Genomic DNA, 18,548 nt, shown 5'->3' on the forward strand with positions numbered 1-18,548 from the left:
TGCTTTTTTATGTTCGTCTGTGAGTGTAAGGAGAGGGTTTGCCTTCAATCACATTGGCGATTTCGTGAGCTAATACTTCTCTGGAAATAGGATCATATCCTTGGACGACTTTTCTGAGTCCAGGGATTTTTTTCAGTACGTCGATGAAAAACGCGCTGATAACAGAAGAAAAACGTTTTTTATCCACAACTAAACTAGGGTAAATAATGACACTTTGCTCGGCTTGCTCTTTGATCAGTTGTTCAGCTTGAAGTTTAGCATCCATGTATCTTCTTAAAGGAAAAGGAGCGTTATTGGCTGATAGAAATAAAAATTGGGCATGACTATGATCCTCGTTTAAATAAGACAAAATCGTTTGGACAGGAGTTAAGATGAATCGTTCATAAGTGATTCCTTTTTTTCGCTTCTCAAAAAGAATTCCAATCGTATCAATGACCCAATCTGCTTCGTGAACATATGGCTGCCAGTGACTATCCTGTAAAATATCTGATGAGATCCATAGGACTTTTTGAGCCCATGATTCAGTTAAATCAGCAGGTTGTCCGCTTCTGGAAATGCTCGTTACGAGATGGCCGCGGCTGACCAACTCTTCGGTCAGTTTTTGCCCGATAAAGCCGCTTCCGCCAAAAATAGTTATTTTCATCTTTTGCTCCTATCTTTATAAAATATGTTCTTGTAGTCAGTTTATCATTGTTTTTCAAAAGGAAACAAAGAAACGATACGCTAAGGAATAAATTTATCCTTGGTGTACCGTTATTAGTTTATTGAATAGTTGCTGAAACACCAAAATGATCGCTGACAATTGGTGTGCTTTTTCCGTCAAAAATGATTTGGTAATTAGTAATCGCTAGTTCTTGTGAAGTGAAAATATAATCGATTCTTAATTGCTCCTGATTTTCGCCCCAGCCATCGATGGCTTTTTCAACGGTGTGTTCACCAATCGTTTTAGTTGCTGATAAAAAACTGTCTTGTAGTTTTAAAGGGCTTTCTAAAACTAGTTGGTAACCTGTTTGTTTAGCTGAAGCTGGGTTGTTGAAATCACCCATGATCAAAAATGGAGAAGGGTAGTTTTGCAACGCTATCTCAGTTTGTGACCATTCATGAGCGAAACCGTCAGTTTCTGACCACCAAGAGTAGTGAGCGCTGACAGCGGTGATTGGTTTTGCTCCTAGTTTTGTTTGACCAATCAATAAGACTCTTCTACGGTAATCAGTCGGATCATCTTCGGTTGAAATTAGGACAGCTTCTGGCTGGATCGGCTGTTTTGAGAGCAAGGCAACTCCTTCGTGGTAAGTGGAATAACCAATATGATTATACGCCCAGCTCCAATGATAGTGTTGACCTAGTTCTTTTAATTGGTGAACCAGTAAATGAGCAAAATTATCTTCGTGTACAGGCAGCTGATCTTCTGTTGGGTGGAAGTTGTGAGTCGTAGTAACTGGATGGCTATCAATCCGCTGATTGACTTCTTGTAAAGCAATCACAGCATAATCTTCTTGGATAATTTTTTTCGCTAATTGATGCAGTTTTTCTAAGGGCTGACTTTCCAGCCAACTGTGGGTGTTCAATGTTAATACCTTCATATTTATTCCTCCTAGCGGTAAAAAACGAGGTGGGACGAAGAACTGCTTTCGTCTCATCCTCGCTTGAAGTTGAATCAAAATTTGATTTTGTTAAATATCTAAATGTCCGATCGTAGTTCCAGGAGCTTGTTTGCCACGGTTCTCTAAATGGAAAGCCTTAACTTTTTCACCATTTGTAAAGACCACGATCATAGTAGTTTGTTTACCAGCGGCTTTGATTTTTTCTAGATCGGCCGTTGCAATCGTTTCGCCAGCAGTTACTTTTTGTCCCTCGGAAACCAGAATCGTAAAGGCAGATTCTTTCATTTCGACTGTATCAAGTCCCATGTGGATCAGTACTTCGATCCCTTCATCAGTTTGAATTCCTAATGCATGTTTTGATGGGAAGATACTGCTGATGGTGCCGTCAATTGGTGCGTAAATCGTTTCGTTTAAAGGGATAACTGCGAAGCCATCACCCATCATTTTTTGTGAAAACACAGGATCATCAACTTGGTCGATGGCGATTACTTCACCATCAGCAACAGGCATAATTGACTTAGAAATGCCAAGATATTCCGCTGTATCAGTTGATTCATCAGGTAAAATTGTCTGTAGTGGTTCAGGAATGGAAACACCAGAATCCAATAGGTCTTGAATGTCTGATTTTAATACATCAGCTTTAGGACCATAGACAGCTTGAACACCATTATCTTTTACAATCAGTCCCATTGCACCAGCTTTTTTCCAAGAATCTTCTGTTCCAACTTTATTTTTGTCGGCAACACTTACTCGTAAACGGGTCATACAAGCATCTACATCAACGATATTTTCTTTTCCGCCTAACAAATGAACGATGTCAATGATTTGGGGATCGATCCCGCTTGTATCTTTGGTGCTTGTTGGTACTGAATCTGTTTGGGTATCGTTATTATCATAATTTCCATTTCTACCAGGTGTCGCGAAGTTGAATTTTTTGATCATAAAGTTGGCGATAAAGTAAGTAATGACGCCAAATGCAATCACACATAAAACAAAATTCAATAAATCCATTCCTAGTCCTGCTTTTAATGCTAGCGGAGTACGAGTTAACAATTCGATATTTCCGAAAGAGTGGACACGTAAGTTTACGATATCTGCCATAGCGAATGCGGCACCTTGGATCACTGCATAAACAACATATAATGGCACAGCAGCAAACATAAACATAAATTCTAAAGGCTCGGTAACGCCAGTTAAAAAGACGGCTAAAGCGGCTGAAAGATACATTGATTTGTAGCTTGCTCGTTTATCTGGATCAACATTGCGATACATTGCTAACGTCATGCCCATCAAAATACCAGAAGCACCGATCATTTGTCCGACTTTGAATCGTGCAGGAGTCCAATTGCTTAAAACAAAATTGTATTGAGCAGTATCTCCAGAACCTTTTAAGTTCACTAAATCAGTTGCCCAAGCCAACCATAAAGGATCTTGTCCGAAAACTTGTGTTCCAGCTTGTGCACCAGATAAAATCTCGTAAGTTCCGCCCAATTGTGTATAGTTGATGGGAATCGTAAGCATATGATGCAAGCCGAATGGCAGTAGTAAACGTTCAAGTGTTCCGTATAAAAATGGTGCTAAAATCGGTGCGGTATCTTGAGATTGAGCGATCCACAGACCAAAATTGTTGATACCAGCTTGAATATACGGCCAAATAATAGCTAAAAGAATTGCAACGATCGTTGACCAAAGAATCACGACGAAGGGCACGAAACGTTTTCCATTAAAAAATGAAAGAGCGTCGGGTAATTTCCGATAATTATAATATTTATTAAAAGCCATTGCGCCGACAAAACCAGCAATGATCCCGACAAAAACACCCATATTCAACGCTGGCGCTTCTAAAACACTAGTGAAGAATCCTTTTACCATAATTTTTGTGCCGAATAGCGTATGAGTAAAAGCTTTGTCATCCGCTAACATATCGCTAGTTACGCCAAAAATAGAACCAGTGATTCGGTTGATCAAAATAAAAGAAAGTCCAGCAGCGAAAGCCCCGCCGGCACGCTCTTTCGCCCAGCTACCACCAATTGCTAAAGCGAATAAAATATGCAAGTTGCTGATAACGCCCCAACCAATATTTTCAATAACACCACCTGTTGTAGCAAGTGCAGTCCAGTCAGGGTTGATTAGGGGAATCGTCTTTCCGATACTGATCATTAATCCAGCAGCTGGCATCACGGCAATCACGACCATCAATGCTTTACCAAACTTTTGCCAAAACTCAAAACTTAATAACTTCTTCATTTTTTTCTCTCCTTTGCAATAATTGCGCAATCGTTTTCGTTGATTGTAGTATAAAGCAGTTCTTTATTTTTGTAAACCCTTAAATAAAATCATTTCCGTATTGTTATCTATAAAACGATGATATCATTATATGCGAAGTATTTTCAAATAATAAGCAATAGGATATGAATAAATGTTTGACAATGCAATCGGTTGCGTTTATTATGGGAAGTAAGAAGCGAAACATTTACAGGAGGAGAGAAAATGAATCACTTATTTGAAATAGATCCATGGAAAATTGCGACGCATCAATTAGAACGGAACGAACGTCGTTTACAAGAGTCACTGACTTCAATGGGTAATGGCTATATGGGCATGAGAGGAAACTTTGAAGAACAATATACAGGAGATCATCATCAAGGCACCTATTTAGCAGGGGTTTGGTACCCAGATAAAACCAGAGTTGGTTGGTGGAAAAATGGTTATCCTGAGTATTTTGGTAAAGTCATCAATGCATTGAATTTTATCGCTATGGATATTTTTGTGAACGGAGAAGCCGTTGATTTAGGTATTCAAGAGCCGAAAGATTTTTATCTAGAATTAGATATGCGCAATGGTTTGCTGACGCGGACATTCATTCTTGAAAATGAAGATACAAGTGTTAAATTTTGTTTTGAACGTTTCTTAAGTATTGTGCAACAAGAGCTGGCGGTGGTTCGTTTAACTGCAGAAGTGCTTAAAGGAACAGCGGATATTCAAATTGTTTCAAAAATAGATGGCGATGTTCGCAACGAAGATAGTAACTATGATGAAATGTTTTGGGAAGCGCAACAATCTGGTTTTGAAGATGCGATTGGTTTTCTAACTACTCGTACGATCCCGAATCCTTTTGGCATCGAACAATTCAGTGTAACTGCTGCAATGAAGCACGTAACAACTGCAAAAGTAGGTGTAGCCGAAACGGAACCATTAAAAGTACAACAAGCATTCCAGGCAAATCTGCAAACAAATGAAACAATTGTTTTAGAAAAACAATTGATTGTTTTGACGAGCCGTGATGTGCCAGAAGCAGAGCAACAAGAAAAAGCGGTTGGATTATTAAAAGGCACTACTAAGACTTTTGATGAATTATTAAATGAACAAACTGAAGCTTGGGAAAAACGTTGGGCTCTGGCAGACGTTGTAATTGAAGGCGATAATGCAGCTCAGCAAGGGATTCGTTTTAATTTATTCCAATTATTTACAACTTATTATGGTGAAGATGAACGCTTGAATATCGGACCAAAAGGGTTTACTGGTGAAAAATATGGCGGTGCAACTTATTGGGATACAGAAGCCTATGCCGTTCCTCTTTATTTAGCTTTGGCCAAACCAGAAGTGACGAAAAATCTATTGAAATATCGCTATAACCAATTGGAACAAGCCAAGCATAATGCTCGTCAACAAGGATTAGCGGGCGCTTTATATCCGATGGTTACTTTTACAGGAATCGAGTGTCACAATGAATGGGAAATCACTTTTGAAGAGATCCACCGTAACGGTGCGATTGCGTATGCTATCTATAATTATGTGAATTATACTGGAGATGTTGAGTATTTAAAAAATGAAGGCTTGCAGGTTCTAACGGAAATCGCGCGTTTCTGGGCAGATCGAGTTCATTTTTCTAAGCGCACAGGAAAATATATGATCCATGGCGTGACGGGACCAAATGAATATGAAAATAATATCAACAATAATTGGTATACAAATACGATCGCAACGTGGGTATTGCAGTATACTTTAGATAATTACGCTAAGTATCAAGCTGAAACGCCAATTGAAATTACCCAAGAAGAGCAAGCACATTGGCAAGAAATCATTGAAAATATGTACTATCCATTTGATGAAGAGTTAGGTGTTTTTGTTCAGCACGATACGTTCTTAGATAAAGATTTAATGCCAAGAACTGCGCTAACACCTGCTGATTTACCATTAAACCAACATTGGTCTTGGGATCGGATTTTACGCTCTTGTTTTATTAAACAAGCAGATGTTTTACAAGGGATTTATTTCTTTGGCGAACGTTTTTCACGAGCAGAAAAAGAACGAAATTTCTTATTCTATGAGCCGATGACCGTTCATGAATCTTCTTTATCTCCAAGTGTTCACGCAATTTTAGCAGCTGAACTTGGGATGGAAGAAAAAGCTGTGGAAATGTATCAGCGAACTGCTCGTTTAGATTTAGACAATTACAATAATGATACAGAAGATGGCCTGCATATCACATCGATGACCGGTAGCTGGCTAGCGATTGTTCAAGGCTTTGCGCAAATGAAGACGGCGGATGAGAAATTAAGCTTTGCACCGTTTTTACCAAGTACTTGGACAAGCTATGCTTTCCATGTGAATTATCGTGAGCGTCTATTATATGTGACGGTCGATCAAAATAGTGTTCGTTTGCAGCTTGTTTCAGGGGCGAAATTGCCACTTGCTTTATACGGAAACAAAATGGTATTAGAAGATGAATTAGTCGTTGAGATGGAAAAGGTGAAGGAAAATGTTTAAAGGTGTTTTATTTGATTTAGATGGTGTGTTAACAGATACAGCAGAGTATCATTATCAAGCGTGGCAACGATTAGGAAATGAAATCGGAATCACGATCGATCGAGCATTCAATGAAGAGCTAAAAGGAGTGAGTCGGGAAGATTCACTGAAATTATTACTGGCTCATGGTGGGCGTACGCAAGATTTTACTCCAGAACAATTTACTGAATTAGCGCAACGGAAAAATGACTATTATGTAGACATGATCCAGCAAGTTAGCCCGGCAGATGTTTACCCGGGAATCCTTGAATTGTTGGAAAACTTAAAAAAACAAGAAATTAAAATTTCCTTAGCTTCAGCTAGTAAAAATGGTCCATTTCTATTGGAGAAAATGGCGTTGATGCCCTATTTTGACGGTATTGCCGATCCAGCCAAAGTAGCTAAAGGAAAACCAGATCCAGAAATTTTTCAATTAGCTGCTACAGAAGTTGAGTTGGCTGCTGCACAATGTATCGGCATTGAGGATGCTAAAGCAGGGATTCAAGCGATTCTAGCTAGCGGAGCGTTGCCGATCGGTGTGGGGCGTTCCGAAGATCTTGGGACAGATATTGTTGTCGTGTCTTCTACGAAAGAATTGACATTGGATTTCTTAACTTCTGTGTGGAAAGAAACAAAACGTGAAGCTTAAATTCAATATTAGTTGCACTATATTGTCTTAAGTTCAAAAGACAATAGCAACAAGGTATCAATCTATGGTATTATTTTCTACGATAGAATGGTTTATGATTTAACCGAGAAAGGAGTGAACTAGATGACGATTACTGTGAAAGATGTTGCTAAAAAAGCCGGTGTTGCTACTTCTACCGTTTCCAGAGTGATCAATGATCATTCCAGTATTTCAGATGCTACTAAGAAAAAAGTCTATAAAGTAATGGAAGAAATGGGCTATGTACCCAATATTGCTGCACGAAATCTAGGAAAACGTTCTTCAGGAGCAGTGGGCGTGATTTTGCCGCCGTTGGATTCTCGTGAACGGATGGGCAATCCGTTTTATTTAGAAATCATTGAATCCATCAATGATGAAGCCCGCAATCACAGCATGACAACCGCTATTGCTACGGCACAATCTTTTGAGACCTTGCTGGAAAATGTTCAATTGATGCATCGTCAAAAACAAGTAGACGGATTTATCCTTTTGTACTCAGACAAAGAGGATCCAGTCATTAATTATTTATTTGAAAACCAAGTTCCTTTCTCATTGATCGGTCAGCCTTATACCAATGAAGACAAAGTTATTTATGTAGATAATGACAATCAACTATTAGGCAAACATGCAACGGATTTTTTGATTGAAAATGGACACAAGAATATTTTATTTATCACCAATACAACGCATGAAAATGTCTATTATGAACGTTATTTTGGTTACCAAAAAGCAATGATGTTAGCGGATTTACCAGTATTACCCTCAGTCGATATGGAAAATCCAGAAGATTATGTTGCCTTTGAACAGCTTTTAAAAGACACGGAAGCGACAGCTGCTGTAGTGATCGATGATATTTTTGCTATGCGAATGATCCAATTAGCACAAATGTATGGCTATCGCGTGCCAGATGATTTCTCTGTGATCAGTTTTAATAATTCGATTTATGCAACCTTAGTCCATCCATATCTCACAAGTATTGATATTGATATCGCTGAGTTGGGTAAAATGGGTATGCAAAAACTGATTGAATCACTACAGGAAAAAGAAGCAACTGGAGTTCGAATGGTGATTCCGCATCAGTTGATTAAACGTGAGACAGTTCTTGATTTGAAAAGATAAATGATTATTGTAAAGCAGAGATGATTTTAATTATCAAATCATCTCTGCTTTTTTGCTATCAGTTAAAAAAACCAGAGACAAATGTCTCTGGCTAACGTGTATAAGTACAAAGTGTATAAGTATAAAGTTTACTATTTTACATTTACGTCAATTGCTTGGAAGAATGAATTGATAGTATCATTGATATCCCAAACCGCATAAACAACATGATAACCACTTCTATCAGAAGGGATCGTTACTTTTTGTAACTCATCTGTGGCAGGAGTAAATCCTTCGCCTTTAGGATAGTCTTCTCCAATTGGTTGACCAATAACTTTAATAAGATCCATATTTTTTAGAGTTAAAGGTTCATTTTGATTCCAACCTTGTTTAGTCATATAGTATCTATATCTATTTGTTTTATGAACTGCAGTATGGTGCCAATTGAAGTTATTTTCACCAGTACTGATGGTAGTTTTAACCCATCTGTTTGAAGATTGCTCGTTCAGTGGTGAATAAACATCTAATCCAGCAGAAGCTAATTTACCATTCAATTTTCCAGAATCTAAACTAGAAGTTGGTGCTTCGACTCCTTGTGGTGTAGAAATTATTTCAGGGTGTGATGAAATTTCGCCAGGTCCCCAACCAAAACCATTCGCTTTTGCATTCACTACTCTGCTGACTGGTTGATTTACATAACCGTGAGCAGATACCTCTTCATTTCCACTAAACATCATTAATCCTGAAACTCCTAAAGCAAATAAACATAACGTTAAAGTTTTCTTTTTCAAAACATTCTCTCCTCTACAATTTGGTTAATTAATTTATTTACAAGTTGATCATAACACTATAAGGAACGTTTACCAACCGTTATGTATGTTATTTAATTATTATAATTTTTTTATAATAAAATAACAAAAATAAAAAAGTGTAAATACTATTAATAAGTATAATTCCACATATTTTCAAACGTTATGTAAATTAAATAATGAATATAGTACGTCAATGATGACAAGTGGTTTAGACCAATTCAGTGGTGAATTCGTGCAATCAATAACATAAGAAACCGATTTATTAGTCGATGAGTATCTCCATAAAATTCTGTGATAGGATAAAAAGAAAACAATGAGTAAAGGATAAGTGACAAGGTGTATGTAAAAAGGAAGGCATGGAAAACAAGTATAAAATGTAGATAATAGGCAATAATTTTTCGATAAGAAAGTATCACAACTTATTTCTGAATGAGTTTTTTGCTTGCTATCCATATTGAATCTGATGACAAAAAAGAGCAACAGTTTTTTAGGTTGACAAATAAGTCGTTCTATTTTAATATAAAGGAGAAATGCACCGACTACATTTATAGTCGATTTGAGTGTGAGGATAAAATAAAGCAATTAGAAAAAGGAGATGGAGAAAGTGGAAGCAAAAACATTTGATATAGAAGGCATGACTTGTGCTTCATGTGCGCAAACGGTAGAAAAAGCCACTGCAAAACTGACTGGTGTAACAAAAGCTACTGTCAATTTAGCGACTGAAAAGTTAAATGTGGAATACGATGAAAACAAATTGTCAGAGAGTGACATTCAAAAAGCTGTAGCAGATGCTGGATATGAAGCATTGAGCAATAGTCAACAACGAACATTTGATATAGAAGGCATGACTTGTGCTTCATGTGCGCAAACAATCGAAAAAACAACAAACAAGCTAAATGGAGTAACAAAAGCCTCTGTGAACTTGGCTACGGAAAAAATGGTCGTTGATTTTGATCCATCAGTAATAAACATTTCCGATATTACTAAAGCTGTATCAGAAGCAGGATACGAAGCGATTGAACAAGTTGACTCAGCAGATACAGTAGATAAAGACCGTGAAAAGAAACAAAAACACATTTCAGAAATGTGGCAACGTTTTTGGCTGTCAGCAGTTTTTACGGTTCCTTTATTATATGTAGCAATGGGACATATGATTGGTTTACCGCTACCAGCGTTTTTAGATCCAATGATGCATCCAGAAACCTTTGCGATGGTTCAATTGATTTTAACTATTCCAGTATTGTATTTAGGCAGAAGTTTCTTTACGGTTGGATTTAAAGCGCTATTTAAAGGGCATCCTAACATGGATTCTTTAGTTGCCTTGGGAACCAGTGCTGCAGTGGTGTACAGTTTGTATGGAACAATTATGATTTTTGCAGGTGACCCACAATTTACGATGGCGCTGTATTATGAATCTGCAGGTGTAATCTTAACATTGATCACATTAGGGAAATATTTTGAAGCAGTTTCAAAAGGAAAAACGTCAGAAGCAATCAAAAAATTAATGGGCCTAGCCCCGAAAAACGCCCGTGTTCTCCGTAACGATCAAGAAATAGAAATCCCAGTTGATAGCGTTCAATTAGATGATATTATTGTTGTTCGACCAGGTGAAAAAATTCCCGTAGACGGCATTATTATAGAAGGTTCATCTGCAATCGACGAATCCATGTTGACGGGTGAAAGTATGCCGGTTGAGAAAAAAATGGGTGACAATGTAATTGGCGCAAGTATCAATAAAAATGGCAGCTTCCGTTTTAAAGCAACAAAAGTCGGTAAAGATACTGCATTATCACAAATTATCAAATTGGTGGAAGATGCCCAGGGCTCAAAAGCGCCAATCGCTAAAATGGCGGATAAAATTTCTGGCGTATTTGTACCGATTGTCATGGTTTTAGCTGTCTTAGCAGGTTTGGCTTGGTATTTCTTAGGGCAAGAATCTTGGGTTTTTGCACTAACGATCACTATTTCCGTTTTAGTTATTGCTTGTCCGTGTGCTTTAGGTTTAGCAACACCAACGGCGATTATGGTAGGAACAGGAAAAGGTGCTGAAAATGGCGTATTGATCAAAAGTGGTGATGCACTTGAAACAACCCATAAAATTCAAACGATTGTTTTCGATAAAACAGGAACGATTACAGAAGGTAAACCGAAAGTTACTGATATTGTTACCGCAAATCAGATGACGGAAGATGAATTGCTTCGTTTAGCTGCATCTGCTGAAAAGGGATCTGAACATCCTCTAGGTGAAGCAATCGTCAATGGAGCGGAAGAAAAGAACTTGGCTTTTGCCTCAACAGAAGCATTTGCTGCGATTCCTGGACACGGAATCGAAGTAACGATCGAAGGCAGCCGCTTATTATTGGGAAATAAAAAATTGATGGATGATCGTGGCATTGCTCTAGGGAATCTAGGTACCATATCAGATCAATTAGCTGAACAAGGAAAAACACCGATGTATATCGCCAAAGATGATAGTATAGCAGGAATCATCGCAGTAGCTGATACCATTAAGCCAAACAGCATTCCCGCAATCAAAAAACTACATCAAATGGGCATCGAAGTTGCCATGATCACAGGTGACAACAAACGAACAGCCCAAGCAATTGCGAAACAGGTCGGAATTGATCGTGTCTTAAGTGAAGTTTTACCGGAAGATAAAGCTGAAGAAGTAATGAAATTACAAAAAGAAGGTAAAAAAGTCGCAATGGTTGGTGACGGAATCAATGATGCACCAGCATTAGCGCAAGCAGATATAGGAATCGCAATTGGCTCTGGAACAGACGTTGCGATGGAATCAGCAGATATCGTATTGATGAGAAGTGATTTGATGGATGTACCAACAGCGGTAGAATTAAGTAAAGCGACCATCAAGAATATCAAAGAAAACTTATTCTGGGCATTTGCTTATAACACTTTAGGAATTCCTGTTGCGATGGGTGTATTGTATTTGTTTGGCGGACCGTTGTTAAATCCTATGATTGCAGGAGCTGCCATGAGTTTTAGCTCAGTTTCGGTTTTGCTAAATGCTTTGAGATTAAAAGGATTTAAACCCTCAGTGTTAAAGAAATAGCTATAAATCCGAATGAACGGTGTGGAAAAGCCAGATTCTTCGGCAATTTACTAAAAAAGCACAATGCATAAAACGCATTGTGCTTTTTTTAGTCCAATTGCTCGAACCTAAATGACTTTTGCCATAACCTCTTTTTGTGAAATCATACTATGCGTATTTTTTTAAGATAATTCTGCTGAAAGTTCTTGATGCATTTTCCAAACATCTTGGCCGAAATTGCTCATAATCGTAATATTTAAATCTAGTACGCGGTTATAAGATGAAATAAAAGAGATTCCAGGATCATGTCCTTGCATATATGGAAAAGCAGGTGTATTTTTTGTAGCGATCCAAAAACCGTAGCCGTAATGATCAGAACCTTGCATCGTTTGCATCACGTCTACAGCATGTTCAGAAATGATTTTTCCGCTGAACAAGGTTTGCCAAAAACATTCCAAATCTTTTAAGGTTGTAAAACAGCCGCCAGCACCAGTTCCTTTGGCATCAATACTGTAAATATTGCTATAATAATCATTTGATTCAGGATCGAGAATATAGGCATTGGCCGTATTGGCAGGTAGCCGATCCAAAGCGTAATAACCTGTTGAGGTCATTGAAGCTGGCTCGAAGATGATTTCTTTTAAATAACGGTCAAAGTCTTGCCCAGTCAGTTCTTCGATGATCATCGCTAAAAGTACATAGCCTGTATTATTGTATTGAAACTTTTTACCAGGAGGAAACTTCATTTCTTTATTAATAAATAAGGGTAGAAGGTCACTATTTTTACGAATCGCATAATTAGGAAACTCTTCCCATAATGAGGCATAGTTGTCTATTATATCTTCATCATAATAATCTCCAATTCCAGAAGTATGATTTAACAATTGGTGAACCGTTACATTAGGATCTATGTTAGGTAGTTTTGTAGAAAGAATATGAACAATAGGCTGATCGATTGCTAATATCTTTTCTTCAATTAACTTCATGATTGCAACAGCTACAAAGGCTTTTCCGCCAGAAGCTGTGCCGAAAATTGTATGCTGATTGTTTTTTATTTGATTGGGATAATCTCTATAACCGAAAGCTTTGGAAAATAATGGTTTTTGCTTTGAGGTAATGCGAATGAAACCACTGAAATCTGATGGAATGAACTGTTCTAAATTCATAAATTGAAGCTCCTTTTTACAATTTTGTTGCTTATGATAAGTTTATCATTAAATGAGCTAGGAATGGTGAGGATTTTACTCTTTTTGAAAACTTGAAAATTGGATGGCTTTCTTATGTAATCGTGTTGTTCGAATGGAAAATAGTTGCATTCAACTATTTTTTATGTCGGTTTAATTATTTATTGATTAAAAAAGTTGTTGCAGATACAATGACAGTAGACTTTAATTGGATGAAATAATCAGCTTTATGTAATCGCAATTTCTACGAAGTTGATCAGCTGAAATTAGGAGGGAAAGTAGATGTCAGAATTTAAAGAAAAATATGGTGCTTGGGGAATTATTTTTGGGGCAACAGATGGTGTTGGAAAAGCAATGGCTAAATTTTTAGCAGAAAGAAAATTAAATGTTGTATTAGTTGGTAGAAGAACGGCTGCTTTAGATGAGTTAGGGAAAGGATTGGCGGAAGAATACCAAGTAGAGTATCAAGTGGTGACAGAAGATTTATCCACCAATCAGGCAATCGAGCGGATAATTGAACAGACGAAAGAACTGGATATTGGTTTTGTTTCTTATGTAGCCTGTTTAAGTGTTTTTGGCCCATTTTCTGAGCATACATGGGAAGATGAAGAAAAAATGCTTCAGATCAATATTGTTTCATTCACAAAATATTTCCATTACTATACGAAATTATTCAAGGAAAAAAATCGTGGCGGAATCATTAATATTGGCTCAATGTCAGGTTTAACAGGTTCGCCTTATATTGCTCAGTACGGGGCAGGTAAGTCGTTCATTATTAAGATGACAGAAGCTGTTGGTTTTGAAATGTTGGATACGAATGTAGATATTATGGTTCCAATTTTAGGTTCGACGATTACACCAAGTTTCTTGCAATCGTTACCAGATACTGAAGCTGGCAAAGCTGCACTAGCAGCGGCCATGACTCCAGAAGAATGTATGGATGAAATCTTTGAAAACTTTGGGAAGACTCGTTCGATGATTCTAGGCGATCTTAATCGTAAAAATGCTAAAGAAATGGCCGGTCAGCCTTCTGATCAGACGATTGAATTTGTTGGGAATTTATTTAAATAAGTAAACAATAAAATGATATGATATACTTGAAGTTAAATGACCAAACAAAATTTAGAAAAATAACGCATAAATACAAGAAAAGGAAGTGATTAGCAGATGGATACCTATAAATTAATATTGATCATGCTCCCTCCGCTTCCCGGAGTTAGATGTTTTTTTTCAACCCTATGATTTATTTATCTAGCTGAATAGGCTAGAGTATTAGGAGGAATTTCTTTGAAAAAAAGCATCAAAACTCGTGTACCATCATTATTATTACTCATTGTTTTAGTGGGATTTCCCCAAATCAGTGAAACGATCTTCACCCCATCGTTACCAGATATTGCGAATGCTTTTCAAGCATCGATGGCAACGGTGCAATTAACATTAAGTATTTATTTTCTAGCCTTTGCTTTGGGCGTATTTTTCTGGGGCTGGCTATCTGATTTTATTGGTCGGCGTAAGGCAATGCTTTACGGGTTACTTATTTATGGAGTAGGAAGTTTTCTTTGTTTTAATTCTTTTTCGGTCGAAATGTTGCTGTTTGCTCGGTTTATTCAAGCTTTTGGAGCGAGTACAGGTTCTGTTGTGACACAAACGATTTTGCGAGAAAGCTACTTCGGCAATCAGCGGCATGCATTATTTGCACAAATTTCTGCAGCGTTGGCCTTTACTCCAGCAATAGGACCTTTAGTGGGCGGAATCGTTGATCAGTATTTTGGTTTTAGAGCAGTATTTTTAGTTTTAGTAGTAATGAGTGTGTTGATTTTCAGCTATGCATTCATAAGCTTGCCAGAAACAATTCAAGTGCAACGACAAGAACCGATAAAATTATTGCCGATCATTAAACGATTAGTCACGAATCCTAAAGTATTGACGTATGGTTTTTTGATTGGAGCGATTAATGGTCTGTTGTTTAGTTATTATGCTGAAGCACCATTTATTTTTATTGAGCATTTTCAATTGTCAACAGCAGTATATGGCTTTTTAGGAATTGCTGTGGCGGCAGCTTCGATTTTGGGTTCGTTGTTGTCCAAGCGTTTACTTCCTTTTTACCAGCCAGAAAAAATTATTCTTATTGGGATTAAGGTAATGTTGTTTGGCACGCTATTTTTAGTTTTTGCCGCTGCTGGTTTTCTTCAGGGAACGGTTCAGTTGTGGTTGATGTTAGCAGGTATTTTTGTTGTGTTAACAGGAACAGGTATGGCGTTACCAAATTGTCTTAGTTTAGCGTTAGTAGATTTTCAAGATGTAATTGGTTCAGCAGGAGCACTTTTTAGCTTAGGTTACTATTTACTTGTTAGTTTATTTACCTTTGGAATGAGCAAAGTTCATAATGGAACGTTGCTGGCAATGCCTGTGTATTTTCTTATCATTGGCGTGGTTATGTTCCTATTGGCACGCAAGTATCTGTTGGAAACAACGATTCAAAAGTCATAGCTAGACAAAACATCTGCGTGAAACTTGCGCGGATGTTTTTTGAAAAAGTCATGTTAAGGTCTAGATATTTTGCATAAATTGATAGAGACAAATTTTTTTCCTATAAATTATGGTAGTGTTAGAAATAATAAGTGAGGGGTGCGTTGGGTGAGAGAAATTTTATTACAGGCAGTTGGTTTTTGTTTTGTCATATTTTTAGGCTATTTAATGAAGCGAATTGGTTTGTTGAGTAAAGCAGATGGCGGTATGCTGTCTGTCATCATTGTAAATATCACCCTACCGGCAACAGTGATCGTTAGTTTAGCAAGTGTGGTGGTTTCAGGAACATTGTTTTTCTTGTTAGCAATGGGCATCATTTTGAATATCCTAGTTATTTTGATAGGCGGTCGAGTAAGCAAAAAACGACCAGTTCTAGAGCAGGAGTTCCAAATGTATTCGATGTCAGGTTACAATATCGGTAATTTTAGTTTGCCGTTTATTCAAGGCTTTTATCCTTTGGCTGTGCCATTTCTTTTGATGTTTGATATTGGAAATAGTGTGATGCTGACTGGTGGGAGTACGTTGTTGATTGATAAAGTGGTTGGCTCTAAAGAAGAGACAACGTTGAAGAAAATCGTTTTGTCTTTGTTTAAATCAGCGCCTTTTACAGCATATATGGTTATGTTGTTGCTACGGATCGTTCAAATTGGATTGCCAGTAGAAGTGTTGGGCGTGTTGGAAATGATTGCGAAAGCAAATGGATTTTTATCGATGTTTATGATTGGCTTATATCTTGAATTAAGATTACCTAAAAAAGCGATGCACTTAGTGAAAGAAGTTCTTGCTTGGCGTTATTTGTGCGGAGCGGCATTTGCATTGCTGTTTGCTTTTGTGATTCCGTTGGATCCGTTACTGCGAATTGTGCTAGTTGTATTGAGTGTAGCGCCGATGCCGACCTTTTCGGTGATCAATAGTGTTAAAGCAGGAATGCCGGAAGAAACAGTCGGTTTTACGTCATCTGCAAGTATTTTGATCAGTTTAGTGTTGATGACACTGATAATGATATTTATGGGCTGATACTAGACAAGAGGATGCTTCTGCTCCCGCCGTTTAGTAATATCAAAAGTAAGCAGGACATGACTAGAGTTATGTCCTGCTCACTTTTTTATTCAAGTATCAAACGTTCAGCAATATAAAAGTCACCTTCATAAGGTGTATCTTCTCCACCAACTTTTTGGTATAGGTCAGCGCCTTTTCCTGCTAAGACGACAGCATCTTCTTTCAAGCTCATGGCTAAAGCTTTTTCGATTGCTCGAGCGCGGTCTGCAACTATTTCAACAGGAATATCAGCTGTGATATAAGATTGGATTTCTTCACAGATCGTTATTGGATTTTCATCGGCTGGATCATCCGTAGTTAAAATAGCGACATCAGCCAATTCAGATAAAACGATACCGAAATCCTTACGTCTAGAAATCGCCTTGTTTCCAGTGCTGCCGATAACGACAAGTAAACGGCCCTCAGGGTGTTCTTCTTTGACAAACGTTAGAAGATTCTTTAAACTATCATAATTATGCGCATAATCTACATAGACTTTAGCACCATTTTTATTTGTCAATAATTCCATCCGACCAGGGACAGTTGTTTCTTTGATTCCTTTTTGGCAATCACTACGAGTAGCGCCGACCAAAGCACTGGCGAGAACAGCACTCAAGGCATTCCCTTTGTTAAAGTCACCGCCTAAACGCAAGTGATACTCACCAGAAACCGCTAAAGTATCATTTTTTGTGGTGATAGAGAACGCAAGAGAATCATCTTTTTTTGTGTGATAGATATAATCTGTATCTACCGATGTTTGATCGCCATAAACGATATAAGGAACTTGATGCAGCTCAGCTGTTTCTTTCAGTAATTGAAAGTAATCAGATTCATGATTAAAAATCATGGTTTTTGAATGCTTGATTAGCTGACGTTTGCAGTAAAAGTAATCATCAAACGTTGGATGTTCGATTGGACTGATATGGTCAGGTGTAATATTTAGGAAAATCCCTACATCAAAAAATAAACCATACACACGATTTGTCTTGTAAGCTTGTGATGAGACTTCCATAATGAAATGGGTCATCTTATTTTTAACAGCTTCTGCCATCATTTGATAAAGATCAAGTGATTCAGGTGTGGTCAAGTGTGATTTGAAAAAGGTTTTTCCATCTAAAGTAGAATTCATGGTAGACAACATAGCGGTCTTGTTATTTGTTGCTTGATCTAAAATAAATTTAGTAAAGTAAGCCGCGGTTGTTTTTCCTTTTGTCCCAGTAAAACCAATTAGTTTTAATTTATTTTGCGGATAATCATAAAAAGCCATACTTAAAACGGCCATTGCTTTTTTGATATCTGTTACAATGATTCCTAAAGCTGCAGGTACATCATAGGGCTGTTCAGCTACATAAACGTCAAGACCTGATTGGATAGCACTTTCTAAATATTCTGATTTGAAATTCATTCCTTTACAGAAAAATAGCGTATCAGAGCTTACAGTGCGAGAATCATAGGAAATAGCTTCAAATATTTTATCATTCAACGATAGTGGTAAAGTCAAAGACCAACCTTCAGTTGAAATAAATTCTTTCAAAAGATGTTCTTCAAGTAAACATTCACGGATTTTTTCTAAAGAAATAGTCATCATTACGCCTCCAAGCGGTATCTAAAATCTGAATGTAAGGTTTTTGGAATAGAAAACTTTAGAGCTTCATCATACAATTTAAATGATAAAACTTCAAGATGCGTGCTAGGATATAGAGAAAAAACAAGTGGGAAAATAGTATTCATAGACAAGACTTTTTTTAGTATAACTATATTAAAATAACAAACATATAA

Annotated in this window: 14 protein-coding genes; 7 read left to right on the forward strand and 7 right to left on the reverse strand. The window is 37.4% G+C overall.

The window, feature by feature from the left end:
- Nucleotides 1–7 precede the first annotated feature (7 nt).
- From JZO69_RS11715 to JZO69_RS11725, 3 genes are all read right to left on the reverse strand, one after another.
- Nucleotides 8–643: an NAD(P)H-binding protein gene (locus tag JZO69_RS11715; RefSeq protein WP_207113055.1), complete on the reverse strand. Its 636-nt coding sequence runs from the start codon at nucleotides 641–643 to the stop codon at nucleotides 8–10.
- Nucleotides 644–761: 118 nt separating this feature from the next.
- Nucleotides 762–1,583, reverse strand: coding sequence for an endonuclease/exonuclease/phosphatase family protein (locus JZO69_RS11720; protein ID WP_207113056.1), 822 nt, complete (start codon nucleotides 1,581–1,583; stop codon nucleotides 762–764).
- A 90-nt stretch (nucleotides 1,584–1,673) separates the two neighbouring features.
- Nucleotides 1,674–3,851, reverse strand: coding sequence for a PTS transporter subunit IIBC (locus tag JZO69_RS11725; protein ID WP_207113057.1), 2,178 nt, complete (start codon nucleotides 3,849–3,851; stop codon nucleotides 1,674–1,676).
- A 243-nt stretch (nucleotides 3,852–4,094) separates the two neighbouring features.
- Between JZO69_RS11725 and JZO69_RS11730 the strand changes: the two genes are divergently transcribed.
- From JZO69_RS11730 to JZO69_RS11740, 3 genes are all read left to right on the forward strand, one after another.
- Nucleotides 4,095–6,374 carry a glycoside hydrolase family 65 protein gene (locus tag JZO69_RS11730; RefSeq protein ID WP_207113058.1) on the forward strand — a complete coding sequence of 760 codons (2,280 nt, stop codon included), beginning with the start codon at nucleotides 4,095–4,097 and terminating at the stop codon, nucleotides 6,372–6,374.
- Nucleotides 6,367–7,041 carry a beta-phosphoglucomutase gene (gene pgmB / locus JZO69_RS11735; RefSeq protein ID WP_207113059.1) on the forward strand — a complete coding sequence of 225 codons (675 nt, stop codon included), beginning with the start codon at nucleotides 6,367–6,369 and terminating at the stop codon, nucleotides 7,039–7,041. Before JZO69_RS11730 ends, pgmB begins: the two co-directional genes overlap by 8 nt.
- 123 nt (nucleotides 7,042–7,164) lie before the next feature.
- The gene (locus JZO69_RS11740; protein WP_207113060.1) at nucleotides 7,165–8,178 is read left to right on the forward strand and encodes a LacI family DNA-binding transcriptional regulator; all 1,014 of its coding nucleotides are present in this window, start codon (nucleotides 7,165–7,167) and stop codon (nucleotides 8,176–8,178) included.
- 131 nt (nucleotides 8,179–8,309) lie between these two features.
- Here the strand turns inward: JZO69_RS11740 and JZO69_RS11745 are convergent, their stop codons facing one another.
- Complete coding sequence (locus JZO69_RS11745) at nucleotides 8,310–8,894, reverse strand: lytic polysaccharide monooxygenase (protein ID WP_207113069.1); 585 nt, start codon at nucleotides 8,892–8,894, stop codon at nucleotides 8,310–8,312.
- A 679-nt stretch (nucleotides 8,895–9,573) separates the two neighbouring features.
- Between JZO69_RS11745 and JZO69_RS11750 the strand changes: the two genes are divergently transcribed.
- On the forward strand, nucleotides 9,574–12,039 hold the full coding sequence (locus JZO69_RS11750) for a heavy metal translocating P-type ATPase (protein ID WP_207113061.1): 2,466 nt from the start codon (nucleotides 9,574–9,576) through the stop codon (nucleotides 12,037–12,039).
- A 161-nt stretch (nucleotides 12,040–12,200) separates the two neighbouring features.
- Here JZO69_RS11750 and JZO69_RS11755 read toward each other — a convergent pair whose 3' ends face one another.
- Nucleotides 12,201–13,184 carry a serine hydrolase domain-containing protein gene (locus JZO69_RS11755; protein WP_207113062.1) on the reverse strand — a complete coding sequence of 328 codons (984 nt, stop codon included), beginning with the start codon at nucleotides 13,182–13,184 and terminating at the stop codon, nucleotides 12,201–12,203.
- Nucleotides 13,185–13,484: 300 nt separating this feature from the next.
- On the opposite strand from JZO69_RS11755, the gene JZO69_RS11760 reads away from it, so the two are divergent.
- The 3 genes from JZO69_RS11760 (at nucleotide 13,485) to JZO69_RS11770 (ending at nucleotide 16,748) form a co-directional block, all read left to right on the forward strand.
- A complete protein-coding gene (locus JZO69_RS11760) occupies nucleotides 13,485–14,273 on the forward strand; it encodes a 7beta-hydroxysteroid dehydrogenase (RefSeq protein ID WP_207113063.1) in 789 nt (262 codons plus the stop codon).
- A gap of 216 nt (nucleotides 14,274–14,489) precedes the next feature.
- Complete coding sequence (locus JZO69_RS11765; RefSeq protein ID WP_207113064.1) at nucleotides 14,490–15,692, forward strand: multidrug effflux MFS transporter; 1,203 nt, start codon at nucleotides 14,490–14,492, stop codon at nucleotides 15,690–15,692.
- A 147-nt stretch (nucleotides 15,693–15,839) separates the two neighbouring features.
- Entirely contained in the window at nucleotides 15,840–16,748 is a 909-nt protein-coding gene (locus JZO69_RS11770; RefSeq protein ID WP_207113065.1) for an AEC family transporter, read from the forward strand.
- 88 nt (nucleotides 16,749–16,836) lie between these two features.
- Here JZO69_RS11770 and JZO69_RS11775 read toward each other — a convergent pair whose 3' ends face one another.
- Both JZO69_RS11775 and JZO69_RS11780 read right to left on the reverse strand, forming a co-directional pair.
- On the reverse strand, nucleotides 16,837–18,354 hold the full coding sequence (locus JZO69_RS11775) for a UDP-N-acetylmuramoyl-L-alanyl-D-glutamate--L-lysine ligase (protein WP_207113066.1): 1,518 nt from the start codon (nucleotides 18,352–18,354) through the stop codon (nucleotides 16,837–16,839).
- Between the two features lie 2 nt (nucleotides 18,355–18,356).
- Nucleotides 18,357–18,548, reverse strand: a 192-nt coding sequence (locus tag JZO69_RS11780; RefSeq protein ID WP_207113067.1) for a hypothetical protein, incomplete at its 5' end; no start/stop codon positions are given.

Origin of the sequence: Candidatus Enterococcus ikei (genome assembly GCF_017316105.1) — a bacterium.
In the GTDB taxonomy this organism is placed as follows: Bacteria; Bacillota; Bacilli; order Lactobacillales; family Enterococcaceae; genus Enterococcus_L; species Enterococcus_L ikei.